Source organism: Streptomyces sp. 5-10 (assembly GCF_014712245.1).
Lineage (GTDB): Bacteria > Actinomycetota > Actinomycetes > Streptomycetales > Streptomycetaceae > Streptomyces > Streptomyces violaceusniger.
Map to the genome: position 1 here is coordinate 111,728 of NZ_JACVYG010000026.1, position 24,915 is coordinate 136,642.

Genomic DNA, 24,915 nt, shown 5'->3' on the forward strand with positions numbered 1-24,915 from the left:
CAGCGTCACTCGACCACATGGCGCCCCTCCGCCCGCGCGCTGCACGCGCCCCGGAAGGCGCAGCGCTCGCAGTGGTCGCCCGTGCTCGGGGTGAACCGCTCGTCCAGGACGCGCCCGGCCGCGGTGGCGAGCAGCTGTCCGACCCACTCCCCGTCCGGCGGCTCCTGGGCCTGGACCTTGGGGACGTCGTCGCCGCCGTCCTTCTTGGCAGCGCCCTGCCGCAGCTGGACGAGCTCCGCGCCGCCGGGCTCGGGACGCCCGCCGTCGAAGACGTCGTCCACGGCGCCCTCGCGCACCGCCAGCTGATAGACCGCCAGCTGGGGGTGGTGTTCGACATCGCCACGGGTCACGGCCTGCTTACCGGTCTTGAAGTCGACCACGTAGGCGCGCCCCTGGGCGTCCGTCTCGACGCGGTCCATGCTGCCGCGGATGCGCACCTTATAGACGTCGGCTTCGAGCGTGACGTCGAAGGAGTGCTCGGTGGCGACCGGAGTGCGACCGCCACGCTCCATCACATGCCAGTGCAGAAAGCGCTCCAGGGCCGCCCGTGCCTGCTCCTTCTCCTGCCGTGACTTCCAGGGGGCGTCGAAGGCGAGCCCGTCCCATACGGAGTCCAGGCGCTCCATGAGGACCGCGAGATCGGCCGGGGTGCGGCCGGAGGCGACCTCGTCGGCCAGGACGTGCACCACGTTGCCGAAGCCCTGGGCGGCCGTCGAGGGCGCGTCCGCCTTCACCTCGCGCCCCAGGAACCACTGGAGCGAGCAGGTGTTGACGAGCTGGTCGAGCGCGCTGCCGGACAGCGCCACGGGCCGGTCCCGGTCGCGCAGCGGGACCTCGCTGTGCGTCGGCTCGTACAGCCCCCACCAGCGGTAGGGGTGGGCGGCCGGGACCAGCGGGCGGCCCTCCTCGTCGCGCAGCGCCGCGAGCCGCGCCAGCCGGCGCGCGGCGGCGTCCCGCAGCGCCTCCGAGGCGTCCGGGTCGACGGTCGTGGCGCGCAGCTCGGCCACGAGCGCGGCGACGGACAGCGGGCGGCGCGGCCGGTGGGTGACGTCGGTGGGCGGGACGCCCAGTTCGGCCAGGAAGCGGGAGGGCTGGTCCCCGTCCTCGGAGGCGGCCTTGACGGCGGTGACCACGAGCCGCTCCTTCGCGCGGGTCGCCGCCACGTAGAACAGCCGCCGCTCCTCGGCCAGCAGCGCGCCCGGCGGCAGCGGCTCGGCCAGCCCGTCCCGGCCGATCCGGTCGGCCTCCAGGAGCGAGCCGCGCCGCCGCAGATCGGGCCACAGGCCCTCCTGCACCCCGGCGACGACCACCAGGGCCCATTCCAGCCCCTTGGAGCGGTGGGCGGTCATCAGCCGTACCGCGTCGGGGCGGGCCATCCGGCGGGAGAGGGTGTCGGCGGCTATGTCCTGGGCGTCGATCTCCTCCAGGAAGTTGAGGGCGCCGCGGCCGCCGGTGCGCTCCTCGGCGCGGGCGGCGGTCTCGAACAGCACGCACACCGCGTCCAGGTCGCGGTCCGCGTTCCGCCCGGCGGTGCCGCCGCGCTGTGCGGCCCGCTCCAGGCGGCCGGGCCAGGGGGTGCCGTCCCACAGCGCCCACAGCGCCTGTTCGGCGGTGCCGCCCCGGGCCAGGGTCTCCCGGGCCGTGCGCAGCAGCCGGCCGAGGTTCTGGGCGCCGCGCGCGTACGCCGGGTCGTGGACGGCCAGCCGCTCCGGCTCCGCGAGCGCCTCGGCGAGCAGGACGTCGGAGGGGCGCGGCACCGCCCGCCCGGCGGACCGCTCCTCCTCGCGCAGCGCGCGGCCCAGGCGGCGCAGATCGGCGGCGTCCATACCGCCGAGGGGCGAGGCGAGCAGGGTCAGGGCGGTCTCGACGCCGAGGACCGCGGACAGCCCGCCGCTGTCCGGCAGCGCGGCCGTGGCGGCGGCCCGCAGCGCCGTCAGCAGGGGGGCCACGGCGGGCTCATGGCGCAGCGGGATGTCATCGCCGTCCACCTCGACCGGGACTCCGGCCGAGGTGAGCGCCCGGCGCACACCCGGGATCGAGCGCCCCCCGGCGCGCACCAGGACGGCCATCTCGCGCCAAGGCACCCCTTCCTCCAGATGGGCGCGGCGCAGGATGTCGGCCACATTGTCGAGCTCGGCGCCCGCGGTCGGGTACGTGTAGACCTCGACGCGGCCGCCGTCGCGGGTGGCCGCGAGCTCCCGGTGCGCCCTTACGGCTCGCGCGGGCAGCCGGGTGAGCGGCATCCGGCCGGCGATCTGCCGGGTGGCCGCGAGCAGGGCGGCCCCCGAGCGGCGGGAGACGGTGAGGACCTCCATGTCGGCGGGGCGGCCGTCCGCCCGCGGGAAGTCCTCGCGGAAGCGGAGGATGCCGCCGACGTCGGCGCCCCGGAAGGCGTAGATGGACTGATCGGGGTCGCCGAAGGCGAGCAGGGTCCTGCCGCCGCCCGCGAGCGCCCGCAGCAGCCGCCCCTGGGCCACGTCGGTGTCCTGGTACTCGTCGACGAACACGGCGTCGTACCGCCCCGCCAGCTCGGCCGCGACCTCCGGCCGCCCGGCGAGCAGCACCGCGCGGTGCACCAGCTCCGCGTAGTCCAGCACCCCCTGGGCGTCCAGGACGTCGAGGTACTCGGCGAGGAAGCCGGCCGCGGCGGACCAGTCGGGGCGCCCGGTGCGCTGGGCGAACTCTCCCAGCGCCCGTGGGCCCAGGCCCAGCTCCCGGCTGCGGGCGAGCACCGCGCGCACCTCGTCGGCAAAGCCCCGCGTGGTCAGGCAGGCGCGCAGGTCGTCCGGCCAGCGCACGAAGGCCCGGCCCTCGCTCGCCAGCTCGGCCTGACCGGCGAGCAGCTCCCTGACGACGACGTCCTGCTCCGGTCCGGAGAGCAGCCGCAGCGGATCGACGAAGAGATCGACGTCCTGGTGGGCGCGGACCAGGGCGTAGCAGTAGGAGTGGAAGGTCGTGGCCCGCGGGGCGCTCGCGCCGCCCAGGCGCGCGGCCATGCGGTCACGCAGTTCGACGGCCGCCTTACGGCTGAAGGTGAGCACCAGGAGCCGCTCGGGGTCCGCGCCCTCGCGCACCCGGCGGGCCACCGCCTCCACGAGCGTCGTGGTCTTGCCCGTGCCGGGCCCGGCGAGCACCAGCAGAGGACCGCCCCGGTGCTCAACCACAGCGCGCTGCCGTGCGTCCAGCACAGGAAGGGCACCTGGCTCCGGCCGATGACGGAGCAGGCGGTAGACGCCCTGGGCCGACTGCCGTGAGGACGGCTGCCGCGCCTGCCGCTGCCGCGGAAGGGACGAGGGGGAGGAGCTCACGTTGGATCGCCGGTCCTGGTGGGTTGGCTGGGTGCGGGACAGCCTCTCATGCGCCGTGAGGCCTCACCCGTATGGCTGTGGATACCGCCGGTACGACCGCGACGCCGCCGCGCACGCGTCCGGCCTCACGCTCATCGGACGCCGGTACGACCGCGAGCCCGACGCCCGCTGGTACGACCACGAGCCCGACGCGCACCTGTACGTCTGCCAGCCCGCTGCCCGCCGGTACGCCCCCGCGTGCACCGCCTCCCGGCACGGCCGCGCATCCGCCGCCCGCCGGCACGGCCGCGCATCCGCCGCTCCCGAGGACAGCCGCCCCGGTCCCGCAGCGCTTCCGAAAGCCGCCCCGCTACCGGCCGTCGTCCTGCCCGCCCCCGTCCCACCGCGCCCTGGCCATGTCGATCCTGGGCACATGGCCCTCGGCCGAGCGCGCCGCCTCGCGCAGCGGGGTGCCCTCCTCGCGGTAGTGGCCGAGGGCACGCAGCTCGTGGCCGGGCAGCAGCACACCGTCCGCGCGCACCACCCGCCACCACGGCACGGCGCCCCCGTAGAGCGCCATCACCCGCCCCACCTGGCGCGGGCCGCCCTCCTCCAGCCATTCGGCGACGTCCCCATAGGTCATCACGCGGCCGGAGGGGATCAGCTCGGCCACCTCCAGCACCCGCTCGGCGTACTCGGGCAGCTCCTCGGCGCCGTCCCCGTCCTCCGGCTCCCTGCTCTTCCGGCTCATCCGCCCCATCCTGCCGCACCCCTCCGACAGCCCCGACGACAGCCGCGCCACACGCTTCGCCGCACGCCCCTCCGCGCGCCCCGCAGAGCGCACCACCGCGCGTCGCACCGCGCGCCCCGCGCAGGGTGGCAGGGGGCCCGCTCCGGGCCGGATCGCGGTTCGATCACGCATTGTGCGGGAATCCTCAGCAGGGCGTACCATTCGGGGTCCACGTCCCCGAAATGCACCCTGATGCCCCCCTCCGCAGCCCGGGCATGCCACCATCTTCCGGGCGGTGACTGGTGATACGAGATCAAGAAGAGACGGCGAAGCAGCAGGGTGCGCAGCCTCCGGAGGAGGCCCGCACCCCTGAGGCGTTGCCGCACTCCACGACGCCGTCCGGTCGGCCAGAAGCAGAGGCCCCGGGCCCGGGGGATGACTGCGGCCCGGACGGACCGGAGGGCCATGTGGACCGGGTCTCCGGCGACGAGCCGCTGCTGCCGGCCCGCGTGCACCGCCCCTCCGATCTGCTGCGGATGCTGCTCGGGATCCTCGGCATGGCCGTCGTGCTCGCCATCGCGGCCTTCGCCCACGGCACCACCGCGGGTCTGGAGAAGGACATCGGGCACGGCGCCAACCAGGCGCCCCCGCTACTGATCGACTTCGCGGGGCTCACGGCCGGGGTGGCCGTCCTCGTCCTGCCGGTGGCCTTCGCCTTCGAGCGGCTGATTAAACGGGACGGACTGCGGATCGCCGACGGCGTGCTGGCCGCGGTGCTGGCCCACGGGGTGTCCCTCGCCATGGACCTCTGGGTCGCCAGAGGCGCCCCCGGCTCGCTCCGCGAGGCGCTCACCCAGCCCGCGCCCGGCGGCACCTTCAGCGACCCCGTGCACGGCTATCTGGCCCCCGTCATCGCCTATATGACGGCCGTCGGCATGGCCCGGCGCCCGCGCTGGCGGGTGGCCATGTGGTGCGTACTGCTGCTCGACGCCTTCGCGGTGCTCGTGGGCGGCTACACCACACCGTTCTCGATCATCCTTACGGTGCTCATCGGCTGGGCGGTGGCCTACGGCACGCTCTACGCGGTCGGCTCCCCCAATGTGCGCCCCACCGGCCAGCACCTGCTCGCCGGGCTGCGCCGGGTCGGCTTCAACCCGGTCAGCGCCATGCGCGCCGAGGAGCCCGAGGACGAGCACGGCGGCCATGGCGACCGGGGCCGCCGCTATCTGGTCACCCTGGAGGACGGCCCGCCCCTGGACGTCACGGTCGTCGACCGGGAGCAGCAGGCCCAGGGCTTCTTCTACGGCGTCTGGCAGCGGCTGACCCTGCGGACGATCACCCCGCCCCGCAGCTTCCAGTCGCTGCGCCAGGCCCTGGAGCAGGAGGCGCTGCTCGCCTACGCGGCCATCGCGGCCGGGGCCAACGCGCCCAAGCTGATCGCCACCTCCGAGCTCGGCCCGGACGCCGTGATGCTCGTCTACGAGCACGTCGGCGGCCGTCCGCTGTACGCCCTGCCGGACGAGGCGATCACCGATGAGCTGCTGGCCGGGGCCTGGCACCAGGTCCAGTCGCTCCAGTCGCGGCGGATCGCCCACCGGCGGCTGGACAGCGACGCCCTGCTGGTCGACCGCAACGGCACGGTCTTCCTGACCGATCTGCGCGGCGGTGAGATCGCGGCCGGTGACGTGGTGCTGCGGATGGACATCGCACAGCTGCTGACCACCCTGGGCCTGCGCGTGGGCGCCGAGCGCTCCGTGGCCGCCGCGGTGGAGGTCCTCGGCCCGGACGCGGTCGCCGGCAGCCTTCCGCTGCTGCAGCCCCTGGCGCTCGGCCGGGGCACCCGCGCGACCCTGCGCCAGCTCGCGCGCGAGCGCGCCCAGCGCCAGCGGGAGGCCGTCCTGGAGGCGTCCCACGCCGCCAAGGAGGCCAAGGAGGCCCGGGAGGCCGAGGCGCGGGAGGCCCAGGAGGCCGCCGGGGGCCCGGATGCCGCCGGCGACCGTAAGACGGCCAAGGCCGAGAAGCAGGCGGAGAAGCGCGCCATCGAGGAGGCCCTGGAGGACGCCCGCGAGGAGGATCTGCTCTCCCAGATCCGCCAGCAGGTGCTGCTGGTGCGGCCGCAGGCGCCGATAGAGCCCGAACGGCTGGAGCGCATCAGGCCGCGCACCCTGGTCAGCTTCTGCGCGGGGGCCTTCGCCGCGTACTTCCTGCTGTCCCAGTTCACCCATCTCAAGCTGGGCGCCCTGGTCGGCGAGGCCAACTGGATCTGGGTCATCTTCGCGCTCGCCTTCTCCGCGCTCACCTATCTGGCCGCGGCGCTGAGCCTGCTCGGCTTCGTCCCGGAGAAGGTGCCCCTCGGGCGGACGGTGCTGGCGCAGGTAGCCGCCTCGTTCGTGAAACTGGTGGCGCCCGCGGCGGTCGGCGGGGTCGCCCTCAACACCCGCTTCCTGCAGCGCGCGGGGGTGCGGCCGGGGCTCGCGGTGGCCAGTGTCGGCGCCTCCCAGCTGTTCGGGCTCGCCAGCCATATCGTGCTGCTGCTGACCTTCGGCTACATCACCGGCACCGAGCGGACCCCGGCGCTCTCGCCGTCCCGGACGGTGATCGCCGGGCTGCTGACGGCCGCCGTCCTGGTGCTGGTGGTGACCGCCATTCCCGTGCTGCGGAAGTTCGTCTCCACCCGGGTGCGGTCGCTGTTCGCGGGCGTCATCCCGCGCATGCTGGACGTACTCCAGCGGCCCAAGAAGCTGCTCACCGGCATCGGCGGCACCCTGCTGCTGACCGCCGCGAACGTGATGTGCCTGGACTCCGCGATCCGGGCGTTCGGCGGCGAGCTGAGCTACGCGAGCATCGCCGTCGTCTTCCTCGCGGGCAACGCCCTGGGGTCGGCGGCGCCCACCCCCGGCGGTGTGGGCGCGGTCGAGGCCGCACTGATCGCGGGCCTGACCTTCGCCGGGCTGCCGTACGAGACGGCGGCGCCCGCGGTGCTGCTCTTCCGGCTGATGGTCTTCTGGCTGCCGGTGCTGCCCGGCTGGGTGGCCTTCACCCACCTCACCCGCAAAGAGGCGCTGTAGGAGCCCGCCGCGAAGAGGCGCTGTAGGAGCCCGCCCACACAGAGACGTCGTAGTGCCGGTGCTCGCCCACGAAAAGGCGCCGCAGAGGCCCACCGCGAAGAGGCGCCGCAGAGGCCGTAGAAGCCCCGCTGGAGCCCTCCCGGGGCCGCCGGGCACCCGGGCCTCCCCTCACCCGTACGCCCCCGCTGTACGCGCGTGCGGCGCCCGCGGCCCTCACGATGGCGGTACCCCCACCCACGGGAGAGCCGCCGTGTCCCGACCTCTGCGCCTCGGTGCGCTGTCCGCCGCCCTGCTGCTGACCGCCCTGGCCGCCGGATGCGGTGGCGACGGCGAACGGCCGGACACCTCGGCCCACCAGAAGCTCGACTGGGCCGGCTGCCCCGCCCCCTCCTCGAGCCAGGACGCGGCCGCCACCAAGGCCCCGGGCGGCGAGTGGGAGTGCGCGACGCTCCATGTGCCGCTGGACTACCGCAAGCCGCACGGCAAGACCATCGGCATCGCCATGATCCGCGCCAAGGCCACCGACCGGCGCCACCGGATCGGCTCGCTGATCTTCAACTTCGGCGGCCCCGGCGGCTCGGGCGTGGCCACCCTCCCGGCGCTCGCGGGCGGCTACAAGCACCTGCGCACCCGCTACGACCTGGTCAGCTTCGACCCGCGCGGGGTCGGCCGCAGCAGCGGGGTGCGCTGCCTCCCGGACCGGCAGCTCGACGCCTACTACGCCGCCGACTCCACGCCGAACGACAACGCCGAGGTGAAGAGCCTGGTCCGCCGGGTGAAGACCTATGCCGCCGGGTGCGAGAAGAGCTCCGGCACGATCCTGCCGTACGTCGGCACCACCAACGCCGCCCGTGACATGGACCTCATGCGGCGCGTCCTCGGCGACAAGAAGATGCACTACTTCGGCGTCTCCTACGGCACCGAACTCGGCGGCGTCTACGCCCATCTGTATCCGAAGCGGGTGGGGCGCGCCCTCTTCGACGGGGTCGTGNTCCGAAGCGGGTGGGGCGCGCCCTCTTCGACGGGGTCGTGGACCCCATGCAGACGCCCGAGCAGGGCGCGCTCGGCCAGGCCAAGGGGTTCCAGCGCGCCCTCGACGACTATCTGAAGGCGTGCACCAGGACCGGCGTCTACAGCTGCCCCACCCAGAACCGGATCCGCTCGCTGCTGAAGCGGCTCGACGGCCGTCCGGTGCGCGGCTACGGCGGCCGGAAGCTGACCGAGTCCCTGGCCGACGGCGGCATCGCGCAGTCCCTCTACTCGAAGGAGTACTGGCAGTACCTCACCCAGGGGATCGCGGCCGCCCAGCAGGGCGACGGCAGGATCCTGCTGGCCCTGGGGGACGCCATGAACGGACGCGGCCCGGACGGCCGCTACAGCACCCTCCAGTCCGCCCTTGCCGCCATCACCTGCGCCGACTTCAAGCAGCGCTATACGGTCGCGGACATCGAGCGGAAGCTGCCCACCTTCCGTAAGGTCTCACCCGTCTTCGGCGACATGATGGCGTGGGGCCTGACCCAGTGCACCGACTGGCCGGTCCACGGCGCCTGGACCACGCCCGACGTGAGCGCCAAGGGGGCCGCGCCGATCCTGGTCGTCGGCAACACCGGTGACCCGGCCACCCCGTACGAGGGTGCCGCGCGGATGGCGAAGGAGCTGGGCCCCGGGGTCGGCGTCCAGCTCACCTACAAGGGCGAGGGCCATGGGGCGTACGACAGCGGCAACGCCTGTGTCCGAAAGACGGTCAACGCCTATCTGCTCCAGGGCACGGTGCCTCCGAAGGGCAAGGTCTGCGCCTAGAGCCGGGCCCGCCGCGCGAACGCCCCACGAACGCCGTGCGAACCGTGACGGATTTGAGAGGAGTCGCGGACGATTCCGTTCCCGTCTCCTCATAGGATCTCCAGATATGCCGAGTTCCTCACGCACCATACGGACCAGGGCGCTGGTCTCCATGACCGCCATGGTCACCCTCCTCGCCGTCGCGGGCTGCGCCGACGACGGGGGAAACGAGCAGGGCAAGGCGTCGTCCGAGCCCTCGGCGTCGACCCCGGCCGCGCCTTCGGGCTCCGGGCTGCCGGGCTCGCTCACCGGTCAGAAGCTCAACTGGTCGTCCTGCCCTGCCCCGACCGCGATGCAGGGCACCGGCGAGAAGCCGGGAAGCGAGTGGGAATGCGCCACTCTCAAGGCGCCGCTGGACTACGCGAAGCCCAGCGGAGAAACGATTGATCTGGCCATGATCCGCGCCAAGGCCACCGGCTCGGGCAAGCGCATCGGCTCCCTGGTGTTCAATTTCGGCGGACCCGGCGGCTCCGGTGTCTCCTCGCTCCCCGGTTTCGCCACCGCCTACGACACCCTGCGCTCACGCTATGACCTGGTGAGCTTCGATCCGCGCGGGGTCGGCGAGAGCGCGGGAGTGCGGTGCCGGACCGACGCGGAGATCGACGCCTCGGACGCCGTGGACAGCACTCCGGACGACGAGGCCGAGATCAAGACCGCGATGGCGGACGCCAAGGCGTTCATCGAGGGCTGCGAGAAGCGTTCCGGCAAGGTGCTCGCCCATGTGGACACCGTGAGCGCCGCGCGTGACATGGACCTCATGCGGCAGGTGCTGGGCGACGACAAGCTGTCGTACTTCGGCATCTCCTACGGCACCGAACTCGGCGGCGTCTACGCCCATCTGTACCCGAAGCGGGTGGGACGCGCGGTCCTGGACGCCGTGGTCGACCCCACCGAGGACCCCGAGCAGGGCTCCTACGGCCAGGCGAAGGGCTTCCAGCTCGCGCTCGACAACTACCTCAAGGACTGCGCCAAGAAGGGCACGGCCTGCCCGACCGGCGGCGACCCGGCGGCGGGCACCGCCCGGATCGCGGCCTTCCTGAAGGAGCTCGACAAGAAGCCCCTGCCCACCGCGAGCGGCCGCAAGCTCACCCAGGACGGGGCGCTGGGCGGTATCGCCGCCGCGCTCTACGACAAGGAGAGCTGGAAGTACCTGACGCTCGGGCTGCAGGAGGCGATGCAGCTCGGGAAGGGCAACATGCTGCTCGTGATGGCCGATTCGATGTCCGGCCGCGACGAGAACGGGCACTACAGCAACATCAACCCCGCCAACGCGGCCATCAACTGCGTGGACGACAAGCAGCGCTACACGGTGGCCGATGTGAAGGCGCAGCTGCCGCGCTTCCGCAAGGCGTCACCGGTCTTCGGCGAGTACCTGGCCTGGGGCATGCTCGGCTGCACCGGCTGGCCGGTGGACGGCACCACGGACACCCCGGACGTCAGCGCCGAGGGCTCGGCGCCGATCCTCGTGGTCGGCAACACCGGCGACCCGGCCACCCCGTACGAGGGGGCCCGGAAGATGGTGCGGGAGCTGGGCAAGGGCGTGGGCGTCGAGGTCACCTACAAGGGGCAGGGCCATGGCGCGTACAACAGCGGCAACGCCTGTATGACGAAGACCGTGAACGCCTATCTGCTGGACGGGAAGGTGCCCGCGGGCGGCACGACCTGCCGCTGACGCTCTCACGGCGGCCGTAAGGGGCCGGCGGCAGCCGTAAGGGGCCCGACGACAGCCGTAAGAGCCGTAAGGGGGCCGGATCGCCGTCGGCGCGGCGGTCCGGCCCCCTTACGGGCGGTACGTACCGGAGATCAGTAGACCGGCTTGTCGGGCTCGATCTGGTTGACCCAGCCGATCACGCCGCCGCCCACATGGACGGCGTCGGAGAAGCCCGCGGACTTCAGGACGGCCAGGACTTCCGCCGACCGGACACCCGTCTTGCAATGCAAGACGATCTTCTTGTCCTGCGGAAGGTCCTGGAGGGCGCCGCCCATCAGGAACTCGTTCTTCGGGATCAGCCGGGCGCCGGGGATCGAGACGATCTCGTACTCGTTGGGCTCGCGGACATCGATGATGTCGATGTTCTCGCCGTCGTCGATCCACTCCTTGAGCTGCTTTGGAGTGATCGTCGAACCGGCCGCCGCCTCCTGGGCCTCGTCCGACACCACACCGCAGAACGCCTCGTAGTCGATCAGCTCGGTGACGGTCGGGTTCGGGCCGCAGACCGCGCAGTTCGGGTCCTTGCGGACCTTGACCTGGCGGTAGCTCATCTCCAGGGCGTCGTAGATCATCAGACGGCCGACCAGCGGGTCCCCGGTGCCGGTGAGCACCTTGATGGCCTCGGTGACCTGGATGGAGCCGATGGAGGCGCACAGCACGCCCAGCACGCCACCCTCGGCGCAGGACGGGACCATGCCGGGCGGCGGGGGCTCCGGGTACAGGCAGCGGTAGCAGGGGCCGTGCTCGGACCAGAAGACCGACGCCTGGCCGTCGAAGCGGTAGATCGAACCCCACACGTACGGCTTGTTCAGCAGCACGCACGCGTCGTTGACCAGATAGCGGGTGGCGAAGTTGTCGGTGCCGTCCACGATCAGGTCGTACTGGGAGAAGATCTCCATCACGTTGTCCGCCTCGAGGCGGCCCTCGTGCAGCACGACGTTCACGTAGGGGTTGATGCCGAGGACCGTGTCACGGGCGGACTCCGCCTTGGACCGGCCGATGTCCGCCTGGCTGTGGATGATCTGGCGCTGCAGGTTGGACTCGTCGACCTCGTCGAACTCCACGATGCCGAGGGTGCCCACGCCGGCCGCGGCGAGGTACATCAGGGCCGGGGAGCCGAGGCCGCCCGCGCCCACACAGAGCACCTTGGCGTTCTTCAGCCGCTTCTGCCCGTCCATCCCGACATCGGGGATGATCAGATGGCGCGAGTACCTGCGGACCTCGTCGACGGTGAGCTCGGGAGCCGGCTCGACCAGGGGTGGCAGCGACACGGGGACTCCGTAAGGGGAGGGAGCAGACGGTTCACCCCCGCGTGAGCGGGGTGGTTTTCTTCTCGTAACACTGCCACGCCCCATCTCATTCCATGACACGTGGTCCGAGTCGCGAGACGATTTCGTCCCAGTAGCCGGGCAGGGCCGTCCAGGGGGAATCGGTGCAGGTCCGCCCCTCGGGATGAGCCGTACGGTCGGTGAAGTAAATCGTGCCCGCACCCTGCCAGCGGGCGATCCTCAGCGCTTCCTCGAGATGCCGGCGCGGGACGCCGTGCACCTGGTGGCAGAACCGTTCGGGCGGATACCCCGCGGTCCACTCTGCCACCTGGGACCAGCGGTAGTCGGCCCACGAGCCCCGGAAGGTCACCAGCTGATCGGCGAGCTCCATATAGCCCTCATGCGGGTGGATGCCCTGGCCGAGCACCAGATGGGCCCCGCCCAGCAGCGCGCGCAGCGTGGCCGCCGTACGGCGGACCTCCGGCAGTCCGGGGCGGTCCACCGGGCAGCGCTCCAGGCAGAAGCCGTCGACCTGGTACCAGTCCAGGAAGTGGTTCGCGTCACTGATCACCTCGGCGAAGGGGCGGGTGCCGCACCGCAGGTCGAGATGGCCCAGCACCCGTACGCCCGTGGCGCGCAGCCGGGCCGCGGCCGTAAGGCAGTGCGGATCCCTGCGCGAGCCGGGTCCGCGGGCGATATTGAGGACCGCCCAGTGCAGGGGCGCGCCGGGGCGGGCCAGCTCGGCCCACTCGGTGGGCGCCACCAGGGGGTGGGCGTAGCCGGGCACTCCGAAGCCCAGCCGGGTGGCGACGGCCGGGACCTCGTGCCCGGGATCAGCGGGGATCAGATGCGACACGCCGCCTCCATCCAGATGTCGGCGAGCGACTCCTCCAGCGGGATCCTGGAGCGCCAGCCGAGCCGGTCGCGGGCGGTGCGCACATCGGCCTGCTGCCAGCTGCCGCAACCGTCCGGGTAGGGGTAGGTGGTGGCGCCGCCGGGGCCCGCCGGGCCGCCGCCCTGCTCGCCCGCCGCCTGAGGGTGGGCGGGCGCGTGGCCGTGGGCGGTGGCGTGGCCGTGGGCCGCGCCATGGGGGTGGGCGGGCGCCGGGACGTGGGCCGTGGCGGCGGGGACGTGATGCGGTCCCCCGCGCCCCGGCGGGCTGTCGATCTCGTGCAGGGCGCCGCCGAAGCCCGCGACCCTGGCGAGCACGGAGGCCGCCTCGCGCAGCCTCACCGCGCGCCCGCTGCCGATGTTGACCACGCCCTGCGCGGCCGACAGCGAGGCCGCGTGGACCGCCCGCGCCACGTCCCGTACGTCCACGAAGTCGCGCTGCACGCCGAGGCCGCTCAGCTTGAGCTCGCTCTCCCCGGACTGCATCGCGCGCCGCATCGCCTCCGCGAGCCGCCCCAGCGGCGAACCGGCCGGAGTGCCGGGCCCCACGGGCGAGAAGACCCGCAGCACCACCGCGTCCAGCCCGGAGCCCAGCACCAGCTCGGTGGCGGCGAGCTTGCTCACGCCGTACGGGCCGCCGGGGCGCGGCACGGCGTCCTCGGCGGTCGACGAGCCGGGCTGCGAGGGCCCGTACTCGGAGGAGCAGCCGATCTGGACGAGGCGGGCGCCGCAGCCGCTGCGGCGCAGCGACTCGCAGACGGTGGCCACGGCGACGGTGTTGTGCCGGGTGAGCTCGCGCGCCCCGCCGCGGGTCGCCCCGGCGCAGTTGATCACGACGCCGGGGTGGACCGCGTTGAGGAAGCGGGTGAGCGCGCCCGGGCTGCCGTTGGAGAGGTCGAACCGCACATCGGCGTCGTCGCCGCGGCCGAGCGCGGTGAGCTGGACGGCGGGGTCGGCGAGCAGGTGCTCGGCCACATAGCGGCCGAGGAATCCGCCGGATCCGAGCAACAGGACTCTCATCGGTCGCGCCTCCCCGTACCGGCGCGCTGATCGGTCATGTCGCAGCTCATGTGGTTGCTCCTCGGACTCATTGAGGGGGAAGGACGGGGGGTGGCGGGTTCGGTGGGCGCCTTACGGGCGCGGTGGGCCCCTTACGGGCACGGTGGACGCCTTACGGACGCGGTGGACGCCTTATGGGGCGCGGTCCGGGGTGGTGCGGGTCGTACGGGGGTCACGAGTGGCCCGGGCGGTACGCACGCCGGGGTCGCCGTGGGCGGAGGCCTGGCACAGGGCGCCGAACGCGTGGATCAGCAGCGCCAGCGCGGCGGCGCCGCAGGCGGTGGCGGGGACGGCGGCCGCGCCCTGGGCGGCGGCCAGCCGTGCCACGGGCTCCCCGAGCGGCGCGGCGCCCGGCAGCCGGGCGGCGGCGGCCGTCGCCAGGGCCGCGGCCTGCACCGCGCAGGCCACGGCGATACCGCTGAGCGCGGCCCTCCGGAAGCCGTGGACGGCGAGCAGCCGGGCGAGGAACAGCAGCCCGCAGAGCGCCACGACGGCGGCCTCGGCCGTCGAGAGCCACGCGGCGGCGGGAGGCGATCCGGGCACCGTGAGCCGGGCCGCGAGCACCAGGGCCGCCAGAGCGCAGAGGAAGGCCGTCACCACGCCCGCGAACAGCGGGCGCACCCCCGCCGCGAACTCCTCCAGACCACGGCTGACCGCCAGCCTGCGGCGCGCCCTGACGGCGAACCAGCGGGCGCACCACGCGGCGGGCGCGGCGGCCAGGGCGAGGAGGACGGCGGCCTCGCCCGCGGGCGCCGCCTCGTAAGGCCGGCGTCCGTCGAGGAGCCCGGTGAGCAGCCAGTCCCCGGCGGCGGCGTAGCCGAGCAGCCAGCCGGTGCCGAGAGCGTGCGCGATACGGCCCCGGCGCCCGCGCCCACGGACGCGCAGGGGGCCGCGGCGCAGACACAGCCACAGGGCGATGAGCGTCAGGGCGGCGCCGCCCGCGCCCAGGGCGAGGCCGACGGTGGCGTCCTTACGGATGGCACCGACGCGGAAGACGGCGGAGGTGGTCGCCGCGCACAGGGCGCCCGGCAGCAGCCACAGCGCCGCGAGCGTCATCCGCACGCCCAGCGCGCGCCCCGGCGCGGGGGCGGCCGGGGGCGCGGGCTCCTCGGCGCGCGGCACCCGGGCGTACAGCTCCTCGGCGAGCGAGAAGACATCGCGGTGCCGGAAGCGCGCGGCCGTGCGGTCCGTCACACCGTGGGCCTCCAGCCCGGCGGCGATCTCCAGCGGATCGACGGCCCGGGCGCACAGGTCATGGTGGCGGTGCATCAGCGCCCGCACCGGGTCGGCGGGCCCGCGCCGCACCTTCCCCTGCCCCTTCCCGGCGCCGGTGCGCGCGGACGCCTCGTCCGGCCGCCGGGAGACCGGCACCCGGGAGACCGGCACCCGGGAGACCGGCACCCGAGCGGCCCCGGACAGGTCGGCGAGGCCGCGATCGGAGGATAGGCCGCGATCGGACGCGAGGCGACGGTCGGAGGCGAGGCCACGGTCGGACGCGAGGCCCCGATCGGACGCGAGGCCACGGTCGGAGGAGGCCGGATCCGGATCGAACGGGCCGTTCCACCGGGGAGGCGTGGTCATGCGCCCTCCTCGGACGGGCACGGGCCCACGCCCAGCGGCTCGCGCGGCGGTGGACCGGCCCAGGTGGGGGTGTGCTCCGGGGCGGGGCGGGAAGCGGCCGGGCCGGGCAGCCGGTGCCCGAAGCCGTCGCCGTCGCGGCCCGCGGTCCAGCGCCCCGGCACATGGGCCTCGGCGGGGCGGGAGAACGGCAGCGGCCCGCCGCCCTCGCCGACCTCCTCGCGCGGCACCGGGCAGTGCGACATCAGCTCCAGATAGATCCCGCGGAACGCCGCGACGTTCTGCTCGACGGTGAACAGCTCCAGCGCACGGGCGCGCGCGGCGGCGCCCAGACGCGCACCGCGCTCGGCGTCTCTCAGCAGCGCCAGGCACGCGTCCGCGAGCGCCCGGGGGTTGCGCGGGGGCACCACGAGCCCGGTGCCGCCGATGACCTCGCACACCGCGCCCACGTCCGTGGACACCGTGGCCCGCCCACACAACATCGCCTCGACCAGCCCGACCGGAAAGCCCTCGACCACGCTGGACTGCACCACGACGCCGCCCGCCCCATAGGCGTCGGCCAGGGTCGGCACCTCGGGGTCGCCGAGCCGTTCGAAGGAGACGGGATTGTCACCGGCTGAGTGGGCGTCCGCCGCCTCGTCGGGGAAGAGGTGGTCGGCCAGCGCCCGGCAGTGGGCCGGATAGCCGTCCGGCTCCGGGTCCTCGCCGCGCCGGGTCTCGATGATCCTCAGCCGGGCGTCCGGCTGCCAGCGGCGCACCTCGGCGAAGGCGTGCAGCAGGGCGATGACGTCCTTGGGCGGCTCGATCCGGCCCACCCACACCAGCGTCCGGTCGTCGCCTTCGGACGGGGCCGCGCCCTGCTCGCCGACCTCCGCGAAGCGAGCGGCGTCCATGCCCGGGTAGACGGTGCGCAGCCGCTCCCGGTCGGCGCCGCACCGTTCCTGCCAGCGACGGGTGTGCGTATTGCCGGGGGTGATCAGATCGGCCCGCGCGTACGCCTCGGCGGCCAGCCGGCCGTGGAACGCGGTCAGCAGGGACCGTACGGGCCCGGAGAGCGGCCGTCCGCCCTCCGGGCCGACCGCACCACACGCACCAGCCGCACCAGACGCACCGACCGCACCGACCGCACCGGCGGCGCCCGCCAGATAGCTCTCGCGCAGCCGTACGCCGTACTCGGTGAGCAGCAGCGGGGTGCCGAAGCGGCGCTTGGCCAGCAGCCCGGGGAGCACGGCGGCGCCGCCGGTCGCGGCGTGGCACAGATCCACCCCGGACAGCCCCGGGTCGCCTCCGGCCCCGTGGCCGTACCAGTCGAGCGACAGCGGGCGCAGGGCGCGCTCCAGGGCCTCGGTGACGGTCAGCAGATCGGCGACCCGCGCCCGCTGCGCGCCGTGCGGCGCCCCGAGGGCGCGGCAGGCCCGCTCCAGCGTCCTTACGGCGTCCTCGGAGCGGAGCGCGGCGGACAGTCCGCCGTACTCCCCCGCCAGGTCCGCCAGGCCGTGGAGACCATTGGCGAAACGGTCCGCCTGGTCCGTGGAGCGCCCGGGCACACCGGAGCCATGGGGCGCGCCGGAACCGTAGGGCGCGCTGATGGCCGCGGCCAGCTCCCCGAAGTGCTCGGCGAACCTCCGCCGCTGCCGGCGGCCGCCCCACCCGCCCCGCCGGGGCTCGGGCTCTCCCCACAGCGGAGCGGTGCACACCCGGCCGACGTGCCGCGGCAGCTCGCCCCAGCCCGCACGCTCCTGGCCGGGGCCGCGGCTGAGCGCGTACACCTCGAACTCATGCTGGGCGAGCCCGCGCACCAGCCGGTCGCACCACACCCGCGCATCACCGGTCGCATACGGATAGCCACCCTCCGTAAGCAGTCCCACGCGCATGAGCGCACCCCCGATCTCCCAAACGGGCCGTTCGTCTGCCGCCGTCACCGGCGGCGGCCGCCGTCAGGCAGCGGGAGCACGTTATGCGCGCAGGGCCATGGCGTGATGGACGGTTGTCCGTCGCACCACCGGAAGGGGTGAACGCACGTGACCTATCGGGAACTCAGGCGTTGCGAGGCGCTATGGAGGCGCCATATGGGCCGATACGGGCCCGTCAGCCCTTGGGGAACGGCCAGGCGTTGGGGCGGCAGGTGGCGCCGTCCGTCGACAGGAACTTGGTCTGCTGCATCATCACCGGCGCCAGCGCGCCCTGCTTGGGGCAGATCTCGTGGTTGTGGCCGAGACGGTGGCCCACCTCGTGGTTGATGAGCATCTGGCGGTAGGAGTGCATCTTGTCGTCGCCGAAGGTCTTGGCGCCCTGCGCCCACCGATAGGCGTTGATCATGACGCGCTCGGTGGACGCCGAGTCGCAGGAGACGTTGTCCTCGGTGGTGTCCAGGCCGGACTTGGCGCACCACGCCGCCGTGGTCCCGGGGCTCGCGAGGGTGATCACGAAGTCCGCGTGCCCGGACGAGACCCGCTCGAAGGTGCGAACGCCGCCGTGCCCCCAACTGCGGTCGTCGTTCAGCGTCTTGTGCACGGCCTCGGCGAACAGCTTGCCGTCGAGCGGCAGCCCCTTCTCCACATCGACGCGGTAGCGCAGCACCTGGCCGCGGCCGGGCGCCTTGTCGTGCCCGCCGACGGTCTGGAAGGCGCCGGATCCGCGCAGCTTGGCGTCGAGCGGGTAGAGGGCCGCCATCTTCTCGTCATAGGTGACGGGGGCGGGCGACTCCGCCGAGCGGGCCGCACCGCGGCCGTCGTCGGCGTGGGAGCCGCGGGAGGCGGCGTCGCCGCCGCGCTCCGAGCCGCCCTGGGCCTGCGTCTTACCGCCGCCGCCCTGCGGTCCGCTCGCGACCTGTCCGGCCACCACGACGGCCAGCACGGTGGTCACGGCCGCGGCGGCGACACCGGTGAACGTGCGCCCCTTACCGCCTTTGGCGACACCGCGCGCCCCCTTGCCCGGGGGCTCCTGCTCGGCGTCGCCCGGCCCGCTCCCGCCGTCGCCGCCCGAGCCGCCGCCGAACCCCTCGGAGGGGGTGGCCGCCCGCTGCGTACGGCGCTGCGGGGGCACGCCGCCCGGCGCACCGGCGGCGAAGACGTCGTCGCCGTCGCAGTCCACGGCGTCGGGGGTGTCGAACGCCTCGATGTACTCCTTGCGCGGGCCGGGCATCAGACCGGCCGCGCCACCCGTGGTCGGGCGCTGCGGCGGGTTCATGGTGCGCAGGCCGTAAGGGGGCCGCTGACCGCCGGGACCGACTGGTCCACCGGGACCTCTGAGCCCGCCCGGACCGCCGCCGCGGCCACCGACCGCGCCCCAGCCGCCGCCCGCCTCGCGCTGCTCGGGGTGTCCGCCCCTGGTGCGCGCCGCGGGCCCGCCGGCTCCGTAAGGCGGCCTCGGCACGCCCTGCGGCGGGGTGACCCCGGGATCCGGGGCGCCGGGCCCCGGTGCGGCCCGGCGGCGCCCGGTCCCCGGTCTGCCGTTGTCGGCCGCGGGGGCCTCGCCGGACGCGCCGTACTCGACGAACTCGGGGCCCGAGCCCTGCCCCTGGCCCGAGCCCTGCCCCTGGCCGGAGCCCGCCACGATGGACCGGCGCTCCCGGCCCTCCTGGCCGCCACGTGCGCTGTGTTTACCCACGCGCCGCATCGCTCCCGTCCGCGCCGGACGCCGGTACGGCCCCCCGCGCCTCCCGGCTGTCCCGGTCGCCTCGTTGATCAACGTCGTCGAGCAGCTCGCGCATTCCGCGCGCCACCGCCTCGGGATACTCCATCATCGCGACGTGCCCGGCGTCCAACAGCGTCAGCAGACGCGAGTCGCGGAAGGTGGCGTTGGCCCGGTCCGCCATCCTTACGGACACCAACTGGTCGCGGCCGCCGTAGACGAGCAGCGTCGGGGCGAGCACCCGCTCGGCCTGACGCCACAGGGAGTGCTGACCGCCCAGGGTGTACGAGTCGACGAGCCCGCGCGCCGAGCGGGTGAGCGCGTCCCAGAAGTACGGGAGGGCGAGCCGGCGCTCGAACTCCTCCACCGCGTGGGCGAAGGCCTCCCGGGTGACCAGGGACGGATCGCCGAAGGTGAGCATCATCACCTCGCGGGTGCGCCGCTCCGCGTCCCAGTCCCTGGTCAAGCGGGTGAACAGCCGGGTCACCCCGGGCACCGCGAGCAGGCCGGTCGGCACCGCGGTGCGCTGCGGGCGCAGCTCGGGCAGCGCGGGCGAGACGAGCGTGAGGGTGCGCACCAGATCGGGGCGCACCGCGGCGACGCGGGTGGCGATCGCGCCGCCCATCGAATTGCCGACCAGGTGGACCGGCCCGCGGGCCTGTGCGTCGAGGTAGCGGATCACGGCGCGGGCATGGCTCGTTATGGAGTAGTTGCCGTCGTCCGGCGGCGGGGAGTCGCCGAAGCCGGGGAGGTCGAGGGCCTCGCCGTCCACCCGGTCGGCGAGCAGCTCCATGAGCGCCGACCAGTTCTGCGAGGAGCCGCCGAGGCCGTGGACGAAGAGCGCGGGCGGCAGCCCTGATGCGGCCGGCGGACGGCAGCGCACGGTCATCGTGAGCCCCGGAAGGGCGGCGGTCCGCAGCTTCTCACCCGCTCCGACCCGCACGGACCTCGCGGGCGGCACCGCCGCGACGATGCGGGCTTCCGGCGGCTCGGTCGAAGACATGCCGCAATGTTACGAGACGATCACGCGCGCGACCGTGTGTTCACGCTCACAGACCACGTAGCGTCCGAAAGTGACCTCTCCTAGGCTCGTAAGACACAGGGGCGATCACCTTGCCACGGGCTTGCCACCGGATGGCCGCACTGGGTAGCCGTCGGTGGAAAGCCGCCGTAAGTGGGAACCCATCACTGGCGCCCACCACTGGCGACCACCGGTGCGAAGCCGCCACAGGGAAGGGGAGTACATGTCCATCGACCCAACCGACCCCGACACCTTCGAGGACTCCGTGGAGAACACCGACGAAGCCACCGCGCGCGACGTCGAGGCTCCCGAGGCGGACGCCGTCGAACAGCACCGCGAGGTGATCTCCCGCCGTGACGAACGGCCCAGGGCCGACGAGTTCGTGGAAGCCAACGAGGCCGACCGGGCGGAACAGGCGCGGATCGTCGAGGAGAACGAGGAGGACTACCGGTGACCAGCGCCATTTATGGGCTTTTCATAGAGTCCGGTACGTGAAATTCTCCGCACGGACAGCGCGCCGCACTGTTACCCAAAAGTACGATGGCGGGCGCGATGGACATCGTGCACAGGGATCATTCATTGGGAGGCGGCGTGACAGCCATCGAGCAGACCGAGGCGCGCCCACGGGGTACGCGCCTGCCGCGCCGAGCCCGACGTAATCAGCTGCTGGGGGCGGCTCAGGAGGTCTTCGTCGCGCAGGGCTACCACGCGGCCGCGATGGACGACATCGCCGAGCGCGCCGGGGTCAGCAAGCCGGTGCTGTACCAGCACTTCCCGGGCAAGCTGGAGCTGTATCTGGCCCTGCTCGACCAGCACTGCGACGCCCTGCTCCAGGCGGTGCGCACCGCCCTCGCCTCGACCACCGAGAACAAGCAGCGCGTCGCGGCGACCATGGAGGCGTACTTCGCCTACGTCGAGGAGGAGGGCGGCGCCTTCCGGCTCGTCTTCGAGTCCGATCTGACCAACGAGCCCGCGGTGCGCGAGCGCGTGGACCGCGTCTCGCTGCAGTGCGCCGAGGCGATCAGCGAGGTCATCGCCGAGGACACCGGGCTGTCCCGGGACGAATCGATGCTGCTGGCCGTGGGCCTCGGCGGGGTGTCCCAGGTGGTCGCGCGCTACTGGCTCTCCAGCGAGAGCGCCGTGCCGCGGGAGACCGCCGTGCAGTTGCTCACCTCGCTGGCCTGGCGGGGTATCGCGGGCTTCCCGCTGCACGGGGCCGAGGGCGGCCACTGAGCGGACCGCCGGGCGGACCCGACGGGCGCGGCGGGGCGGATGGGCGTGGTCACTGAGCGGCCGGGACCGTTCCCGGCCGCGAAGAGGCGTGTTCGCGACCGGCGGGCGTGTTCGCTGCAGGCGTGCGCCCGCGGCCCCCGGCGGGTGTCCCGGCCCGGCTAGTGTGTGCTGGTGTACAGCGCGGATGGCCGCGCTACCCCAGTTGACCGTCGGAGGGACAAGGCCGTGGAGGTCAAGATCGGCGTGCAGCACGCGCCCCGCGAGATCACCTTGGAGAGCGGGCAGTCTGCCGAGGAGGTCGAGCGCCTGGTGGCCGAGGCGCTCGGCGGCAAGGCTCAGGTGCTGACCCTGGAGGACAACCACGGCCGCAAGGTCCTGGTCCCGTCCGACCGGCTCGCCTACGTCGAGCTCGGCGAGCCGACCGCCCGCAAGGTCGGTTTCGGCGCGGCCTGAGGATTCACCCACAGCGGCGGGGTCCGGTGGAGCAAGACCACCGGACCCCGCCGCTGTTCGCGCTCGCACGCACCCCCCGGCTCGCCGTGCGCCACAGACCGCCCCCATGGACAGGGTTGCCTCCGGTCGGGCACGGGTAGGACGGGCGTGACCGACTCGTGATCACGAATCGGTCCCGGTCCGCTCACGGGAAGGACGCGCCAATGCTGTTCTGGGAAGCGCTCGCCTCGGTACTGATCGGTCTCGTCGTCGCGTACGGGGCGCTCCACCGGCTCCCCCGAAGGCTGCCCGCACGGCCCCTCGTCCTGTCCACCGGCCCCGCCGCCGCGCTTCTGGGCGCTCTGCTGACCCATACGGTGCTGGGCTCGGGGCATACGGCGGCCGTGCTGATCGTCGCGCTCGGGTTCGCGGCGGCGCTGCTGTCGCTGCTCATCCGCCCGGCCAGGACGCGCCGCCGGCGTTCGGTCCCGGCGTAAGGCGGTGGCCCGTAGACGCAGGCGGCGAGCCCCAAGGCCTAGGCGGCGAGCCCCAGGGCGGCCATCCGCTTGGTGTGGGCCTCGGTGATCCGGGAGAACATCCGGCCCACCTCCGCCAGGTCGAAGCCGTCGGCCAGCCCGCCGACCAGCATCGTGGAGAGCGCGTCGCGGTCCGCGACCACCCGCTGGGCCTGCGACAGCGCCTCGCCCATCAGCCGCCGCGCCCACAGCGCCAGCCGCCCGCCGACCCGCGGATCGGCCTCGATCGCGGCCCGCACCTTCTCGACCGCGAACGAGGCGTGGCCGGTGTCGTCCAGCACCTGGAGCACCAGATCGCGGGTGTCGGAGTCCAGCCGGGCCGCGACCTCGCGGTAGAAGTCACTGGCGATCGAGTCGCCCACATACGCCTTGACCAGGCCCTCCAGCCAGTCGGACGGCGCGGTCTGCCGGTGGAACCCGTCCAGCGCCGCCGCGAACGGCTCCATCGCCTCCGTCGGCGCCTCGCCGATGGCCGAGAGCCGTCCCCGAAGCCGCTCGAAGTGGTGGAACTCGGCGGACGCCATCTTCGCCAGCTCCGCCTTGTCCTCGAGCGTGGGCGCCAGCTTCGCGTCCTCCGCCAGCCGCTCGAAGGCGGCCAGCTCGCCGTACGCGAGGGCGCCGAGCAGATCCACCACGGCGGCCCGGTACTGCGGATCGGCGGCCGCCGTGTCCCAGTCCTGGGCGGCGATCCCGGTGGGCTCCGGGGCCTTCTCCCCGCTGCCCTTCCCCGGAGCTGCGTCGTCCCCGGCGCGGTCCCCGGTGGTCGCGGCGGGCGTCTCAGGCGTGTCAGGCGTCTCCATGGAGCGCACAATAGCCCGCTCCGCGCCCCGGGGAAGGCCCTGGTCAGCCATGCCCACGGAGGCCCCGCATCGGACAGCCCGGTCACAGATGCGCGCTTACGGGGTACAGTGATAAATGCGCCCGTCGAGTATCGGCGGGTCGTTCCACGAATGCGGATGCCCGGTCGGTGGCCCGATCGGCTCCAAACCCGACCGCCCTCCGCGCGGCGCGCATCACTTGTGCGCATGGCAGGAGGGACCCGCTCGCGGCGTGTGCGCTCGAGCGAAGGCCGTGGTCCCGCGCCGAACCGGCCATCCCCAAGGCCGGTGCACCCGGGCGCCGTGCGACCCCCTTCGCCGCCTCCCGCCGCGCTCACAGAAGAGGCAAGCATCCTGACCACCTTCCGAGAACTCGGGATCCTCCCCGAGACCGCCGAGGCCCTGGAAGCCGTCGGCATCACGTCCCCGTTCCCCATCCAGGAGATGACGCTTCCGGTCGCCCTCTCCGGCACCGACGTCATCGGCCAGGCCAAGACCGGCACCGGCAAGACGCTGGGCTTCGGCCTCCCCCTGCTGGAGCGCGTCGTCGTCCCCGCGGACGTCGAGGCCGGCCGGGCCAAGCCCGAGCAGCTGACCGACGCCCCGCAGGCGCTCGTGGTCGTCCCCACCCGCGAGCTGTGCCAGCAGGTGACCAACGACCTGCTGACCGCCGGTAAGGTCCGCGCCGTCCGCGTCGTGTCGATCTACGGCGGCCGCGCCTACGAACCGCAGGTCGAGGCCCTGAAGAAGGGCGTCGACGTGGTCGTCGGCACCCCGGGCCGGCTGCTGGACCTGGCGGGTCAGAAGAAGCTGCGGCTCTCCGCCGTCAAGGCGCTCGTCCTGGACGAGGCCGACGAGATGCTCGACCTGGGCTTCCTGCCCGACGTCGAGAAGATCATCCAGCTGCTGCCCGCCAAACGCCAGACGATGCTCTTCTCTGCCACCATGCCGGGCCAGGTCATCTCGCTGGCCCGGCGCTACATGTCGCAGCCCACGCACATCCGTGCCACCGCGCCGGACGACGAGGGCGCGACCGTGGCCAACATCACCCAGCACGTCTTCCGCGCCCACTCCCTGGACAAGCCGGAGGTCGTGGCGCGGGTGCTGCAGGCGGAGGGCCGCGGCCTCGCGATGATCTTCTGCCGTACGAAGCGGACCGCCGCCGACATCGCCGATCAGCTCGCGCGCCGTGGCTTCGCCTCCGGCGCGGTCCACGGCGACCTCGGCCAGGGGGCGCGCGAGCAGGCGCTGCGCGCCTTCCGCAACGGCAAGGTCGACGTGCTGGTGTGCACCGACGTCGCCGCGCGCGGCATCGACGTCGAGGGCGTCACGCATGTGATCAACTACCAGTCGCCCGAGGACGAGAAGACCTATCTGCACCGCATCGGCCGTACGGGTCGCGCGGGCGCCTCGGGCACCGCGATCACGCTCGTCGACTGGGACGACATCCCGCGCTGGCAGCTGATCAACAAGGCGCTGGACCTGCCGTTCAACGAGCCGGAGGAGACGTACTCCACCTCCGACCACCTCTATGAGCTGCTGAGCATCCCCCAGGGCATCACCGGCGTGCTCCCGCGTGCCGAGCGCACCCGGGCCGGGCTCGCCGCCGAGGAGATCGAGGACCTGGGCGAGACCGGCGGCCGCGGAGGCCGCGGCCGCCGGTCCGCCGCCCCGGCCGCGGAGGAGCGCCCCGCGCGCAGCCGCCGGGTCCGGCGCCGCACCCGTGGCGGTGTGACCCTGGACGGCGCGGGCGCCCCGGAAAGCACGGCGGCGGCCGAGTCCGCCGCCGACACCGCCGAGGGCACCACCGA

The 24,915-nt window shown here is 73.7% G+C and carries 17 protein-coding genes and 1 pseudogene; 8 read left to right on the forward strand and 10 right to left on the reverse strand.

The window, feature by feature from the left end:
* Nucleotides 1-5: 5 nt before the first annotated feature.
* On the reverse strand, nt 6-3,188 hold the full coding sequence (locus tag IEJ02_RS26580; RefSeq protein WP_370467140.1) for an ATP-dependent helicase: 3,183 nt from the start codon (nt 3,186-3,188) through the stop codon (nt 6-8).
* Nucleotides 3,189-3,657: 469 nt separating this feature from the next.
* Nucleotides 3,658-4,047 (reverse strand): MGMT family protein, encoded by a 390-nt coding sequence (locus IEJ02_RS26585; protein ID WP_191067169.1) that lies wholly within the window; start codon nt 4,045-4,047, stop codon nt 3,658-3,660.
* A gap of 272 nt (nt 4,048-4,319) precedes the next feature.
* Here IEJ02_RS26585 and IEJ02_RS26590 point away from each other — a divergent pair, with 272 nt between their 5' ends.
* The 3 genes and pseudogenes from IEJ02_RS26590 to IEJ02_RS26600 all read left to right on the forward strand — a co-directional run bounded on the left by IEJ02_RS26590 (nt 4,320) and on the right by IEJ02_RS26600 (nt 10,596).
* A complete protein-coding gene (locus IEJ02_RS26590; protein WP_191067170.1) occupies nt 4,320-7,085 on the forward strand; it encodes a lysylphosphatidylglycerol synthase transmembrane domain-containing protein in 2,766 nt (921 codons plus the stop codon).
* 250 nt (nt 7,086-7,335) lie between these two features.
* Nucleotides 7,336-8,885 (forward strand): annotated as a pseudogene (locus IEJ02_RS26595) (alpha/beta hydrolase).
* A 106-nt stretch (nt 8,886-8,991) separates the two neighbouring features.
* Nucleotides 8,992-10,596, forward strand: coding sequence for an alpha/beta hydrolase (locus tag IEJ02_RS26600; RefSeq protein WP_191067171.1), 1,605 nt, complete (start codon nt 8,992-8,994; stop codon nt 10,594-10,596).
* 131 nt (nt 10,597-10,727) lie between these two features.
* Here IEJ02_RS26600 and moeZ read toward each other — a convergent pair whose 3' ends face one another.
* The 7 genes from moeZ to IEJ02_RS26635 all read right to left on the reverse strand — a co-directional run bounded on the left by moeZ (nt 10,728) and on the right by IEJ02_RS26635 (nt 20,067).
* Nucleotides 10,728-11,906 carry an adenylyltransferase/sulfurtransferase MoeZ gene (gene moeZ, locus IEJ02_RS26605; RefSeq protein WP_137979435.1) on the reverse strand — a complete coding sequence of 393 codons (1,179 nt, stop codon included), beginning with the start codon at nt 11,904-11,906 and terminating at the stop codon, nt 10,728-10,730.
* A gap of 85 nt (nt 11,907-11,991) precedes the next feature.
* Complete coding sequence (locus IEJ02_RS26610) at nt 11,992-12,759, reverse strand: spherulation-specific family 4 protein (protein ID WP_191067172.1); 768 nt, start codon at nt 12,757-12,759, stop codon at nt 11,992-11,994.
* Nucleotides 12,747-13,814, reverse strand: coding sequence for an SDR family oxidoreductase (locus tag IEJ02_RS26615; RefSeq protein ID WP_191067173.1), 1,068 nt, complete (start codon nt 13,812-13,814; stop codon nt 12,747-12,749). The genes IEJ02_RS26610 and IEJ02_RS26615 overlap by 13 nt, the downstream gene beginning before the upstream one ends.
* A gap of 171 nt (nt 13,815-13,985) precedes the next feature.
* Nucleotides 13,986-15,434: a hypothetical protein gene (locus IEJ02_RS26620; RefSeq protein ID WP_191067174.1), complete on the reverse strand. Its 1,449-nt coding sequence runs from the start codon at nt 15,432-15,434 to the stop codon at nt 13,986-13,988.
* Entirely contained in the window at nt 15,431-17,305 is a 1,875-nt protein-coding gene (locus IEJ02_RS26625) for a DUF3492 domain-containing protein (protein WP_191067175.1), read from the reverse strand. The genes IEJ02_RS26620 and IEJ02_RS26625 overlap by 4 nt, the downstream gene beginning before the upstream one ends.
* 214 nt (nt 17,306-17,519) lie before the next feature.
* Nucleotides 17,520-19,049: a DUF3152 domain-containing protein gene (locus IEJ02_RS26630; RefSeq protein ID WP_191067176.1), complete on the reverse strand. Its 1,530-nt coding sequence runs from the start codon at nt 19,047-19,049 to the stop codon at nt 17,520-17,522.
* Nucleotides 19,033-20,067, reverse strand: a complete 1,035-nt coding sequence (locus tag IEJ02_RS26635) for an alpha/beta fold hydrolase (protein WP_191067177.1) — start codon at nt 20,065-20,067, stop codon at nt 19,033-19,035. The genes IEJ02_RS26630 and IEJ02_RS26635 overlap by 17 nt, the downstream gene beginning before the upstream one ends.
* 241 nt (nt 20,068-20,308) lie before the next feature.
* Here IEJ02_RS26635 and IEJ02_RS26640 point away from each other — a divergent pair, with 241 nt between their 5' ends.
* From IEJ02_RS26640 to IEJ02_RS26655, 4 genes are all read left to right on the forward strand, one after another.
* Nucleotides 20,309-20,539 carry an Rv3202a family protein gene (locus IEJ02_RS26640; RefSeq protein WP_137979431.1) on the forward strand — a complete coding sequence of 77 codons (231 nt, stop codon included), beginning with the start codon at nt 20,309-20,311 and terminating at the stop codon, nt 20,537-20,539.
* A gap of 137 nt (nt 20,540-20,676) precedes the next feature.
* Nucleotides 20,677-21,318 carry a TetR/AcrR family transcriptional regulator gene (locus IEJ02_RS26645; protein WP_191067178.1) on the forward strand — a complete coding sequence of 214 codons (642 nt, stop codon included), beginning with the start codon at nt 20,677-20,679 and terminating at the stop codon, nt 21,316-21,318.
* Nucleotides 21,319-21,543: 225 nt separating this feature from the next.
* A complete protein-coding gene (locus tag IEJ02_RS26650) occupies nt 21,544-21,771 on the forward strand; it encodes a DUF3107 domain-containing protein (RefSeq protein ID WP_191067179.1) in 228 nt (75 codons plus the stop codon).
* A gap of 203 nt (nt 21,772-21,974) precedes the next feature.
* Nucleotides 21,975-22,247, forward strand: a complete 273-nt coding sequence (locus IEJ02_RS26655) for a hypothetical protein (protein ID WP_174890197.1) — start codon at nt 21,975-21,977, stop codon at nt 22,245-22,247.
* Nucleotides 22,248-22,285: 38 nt separating this feature from the next.
* Here IEJ02_RS26655 and IEJ02_RS26660 read toward each other — a convergent pair whose 3' ends face one another.
* Nucleotides 22,286-23,095, reverse strand: a complete 810-nt coding sequence (locus IEJ02_RS26660; protein WP_137980920.1) for a ferritin-like fold-containing protein — start codon at nt 23,093-23,095, stop codon at nt 22,286-22,288.
* A gap of 453 nt (nt 23,096-23,548) precedes the next feature.
* Between IEJ02_RS26660 and IEJ02_RS26665 the strand changes: the two genes are divergently transcribed.
* Nucleotides 23,549-24,915 (forward strand): DEAD/DEAH box helicase (locus tag IEJ02_RS26665; RefSeq protein ID WP_223864464.1); only part of this gene is annotated, 1,367 nt, incomplete at its 3' end.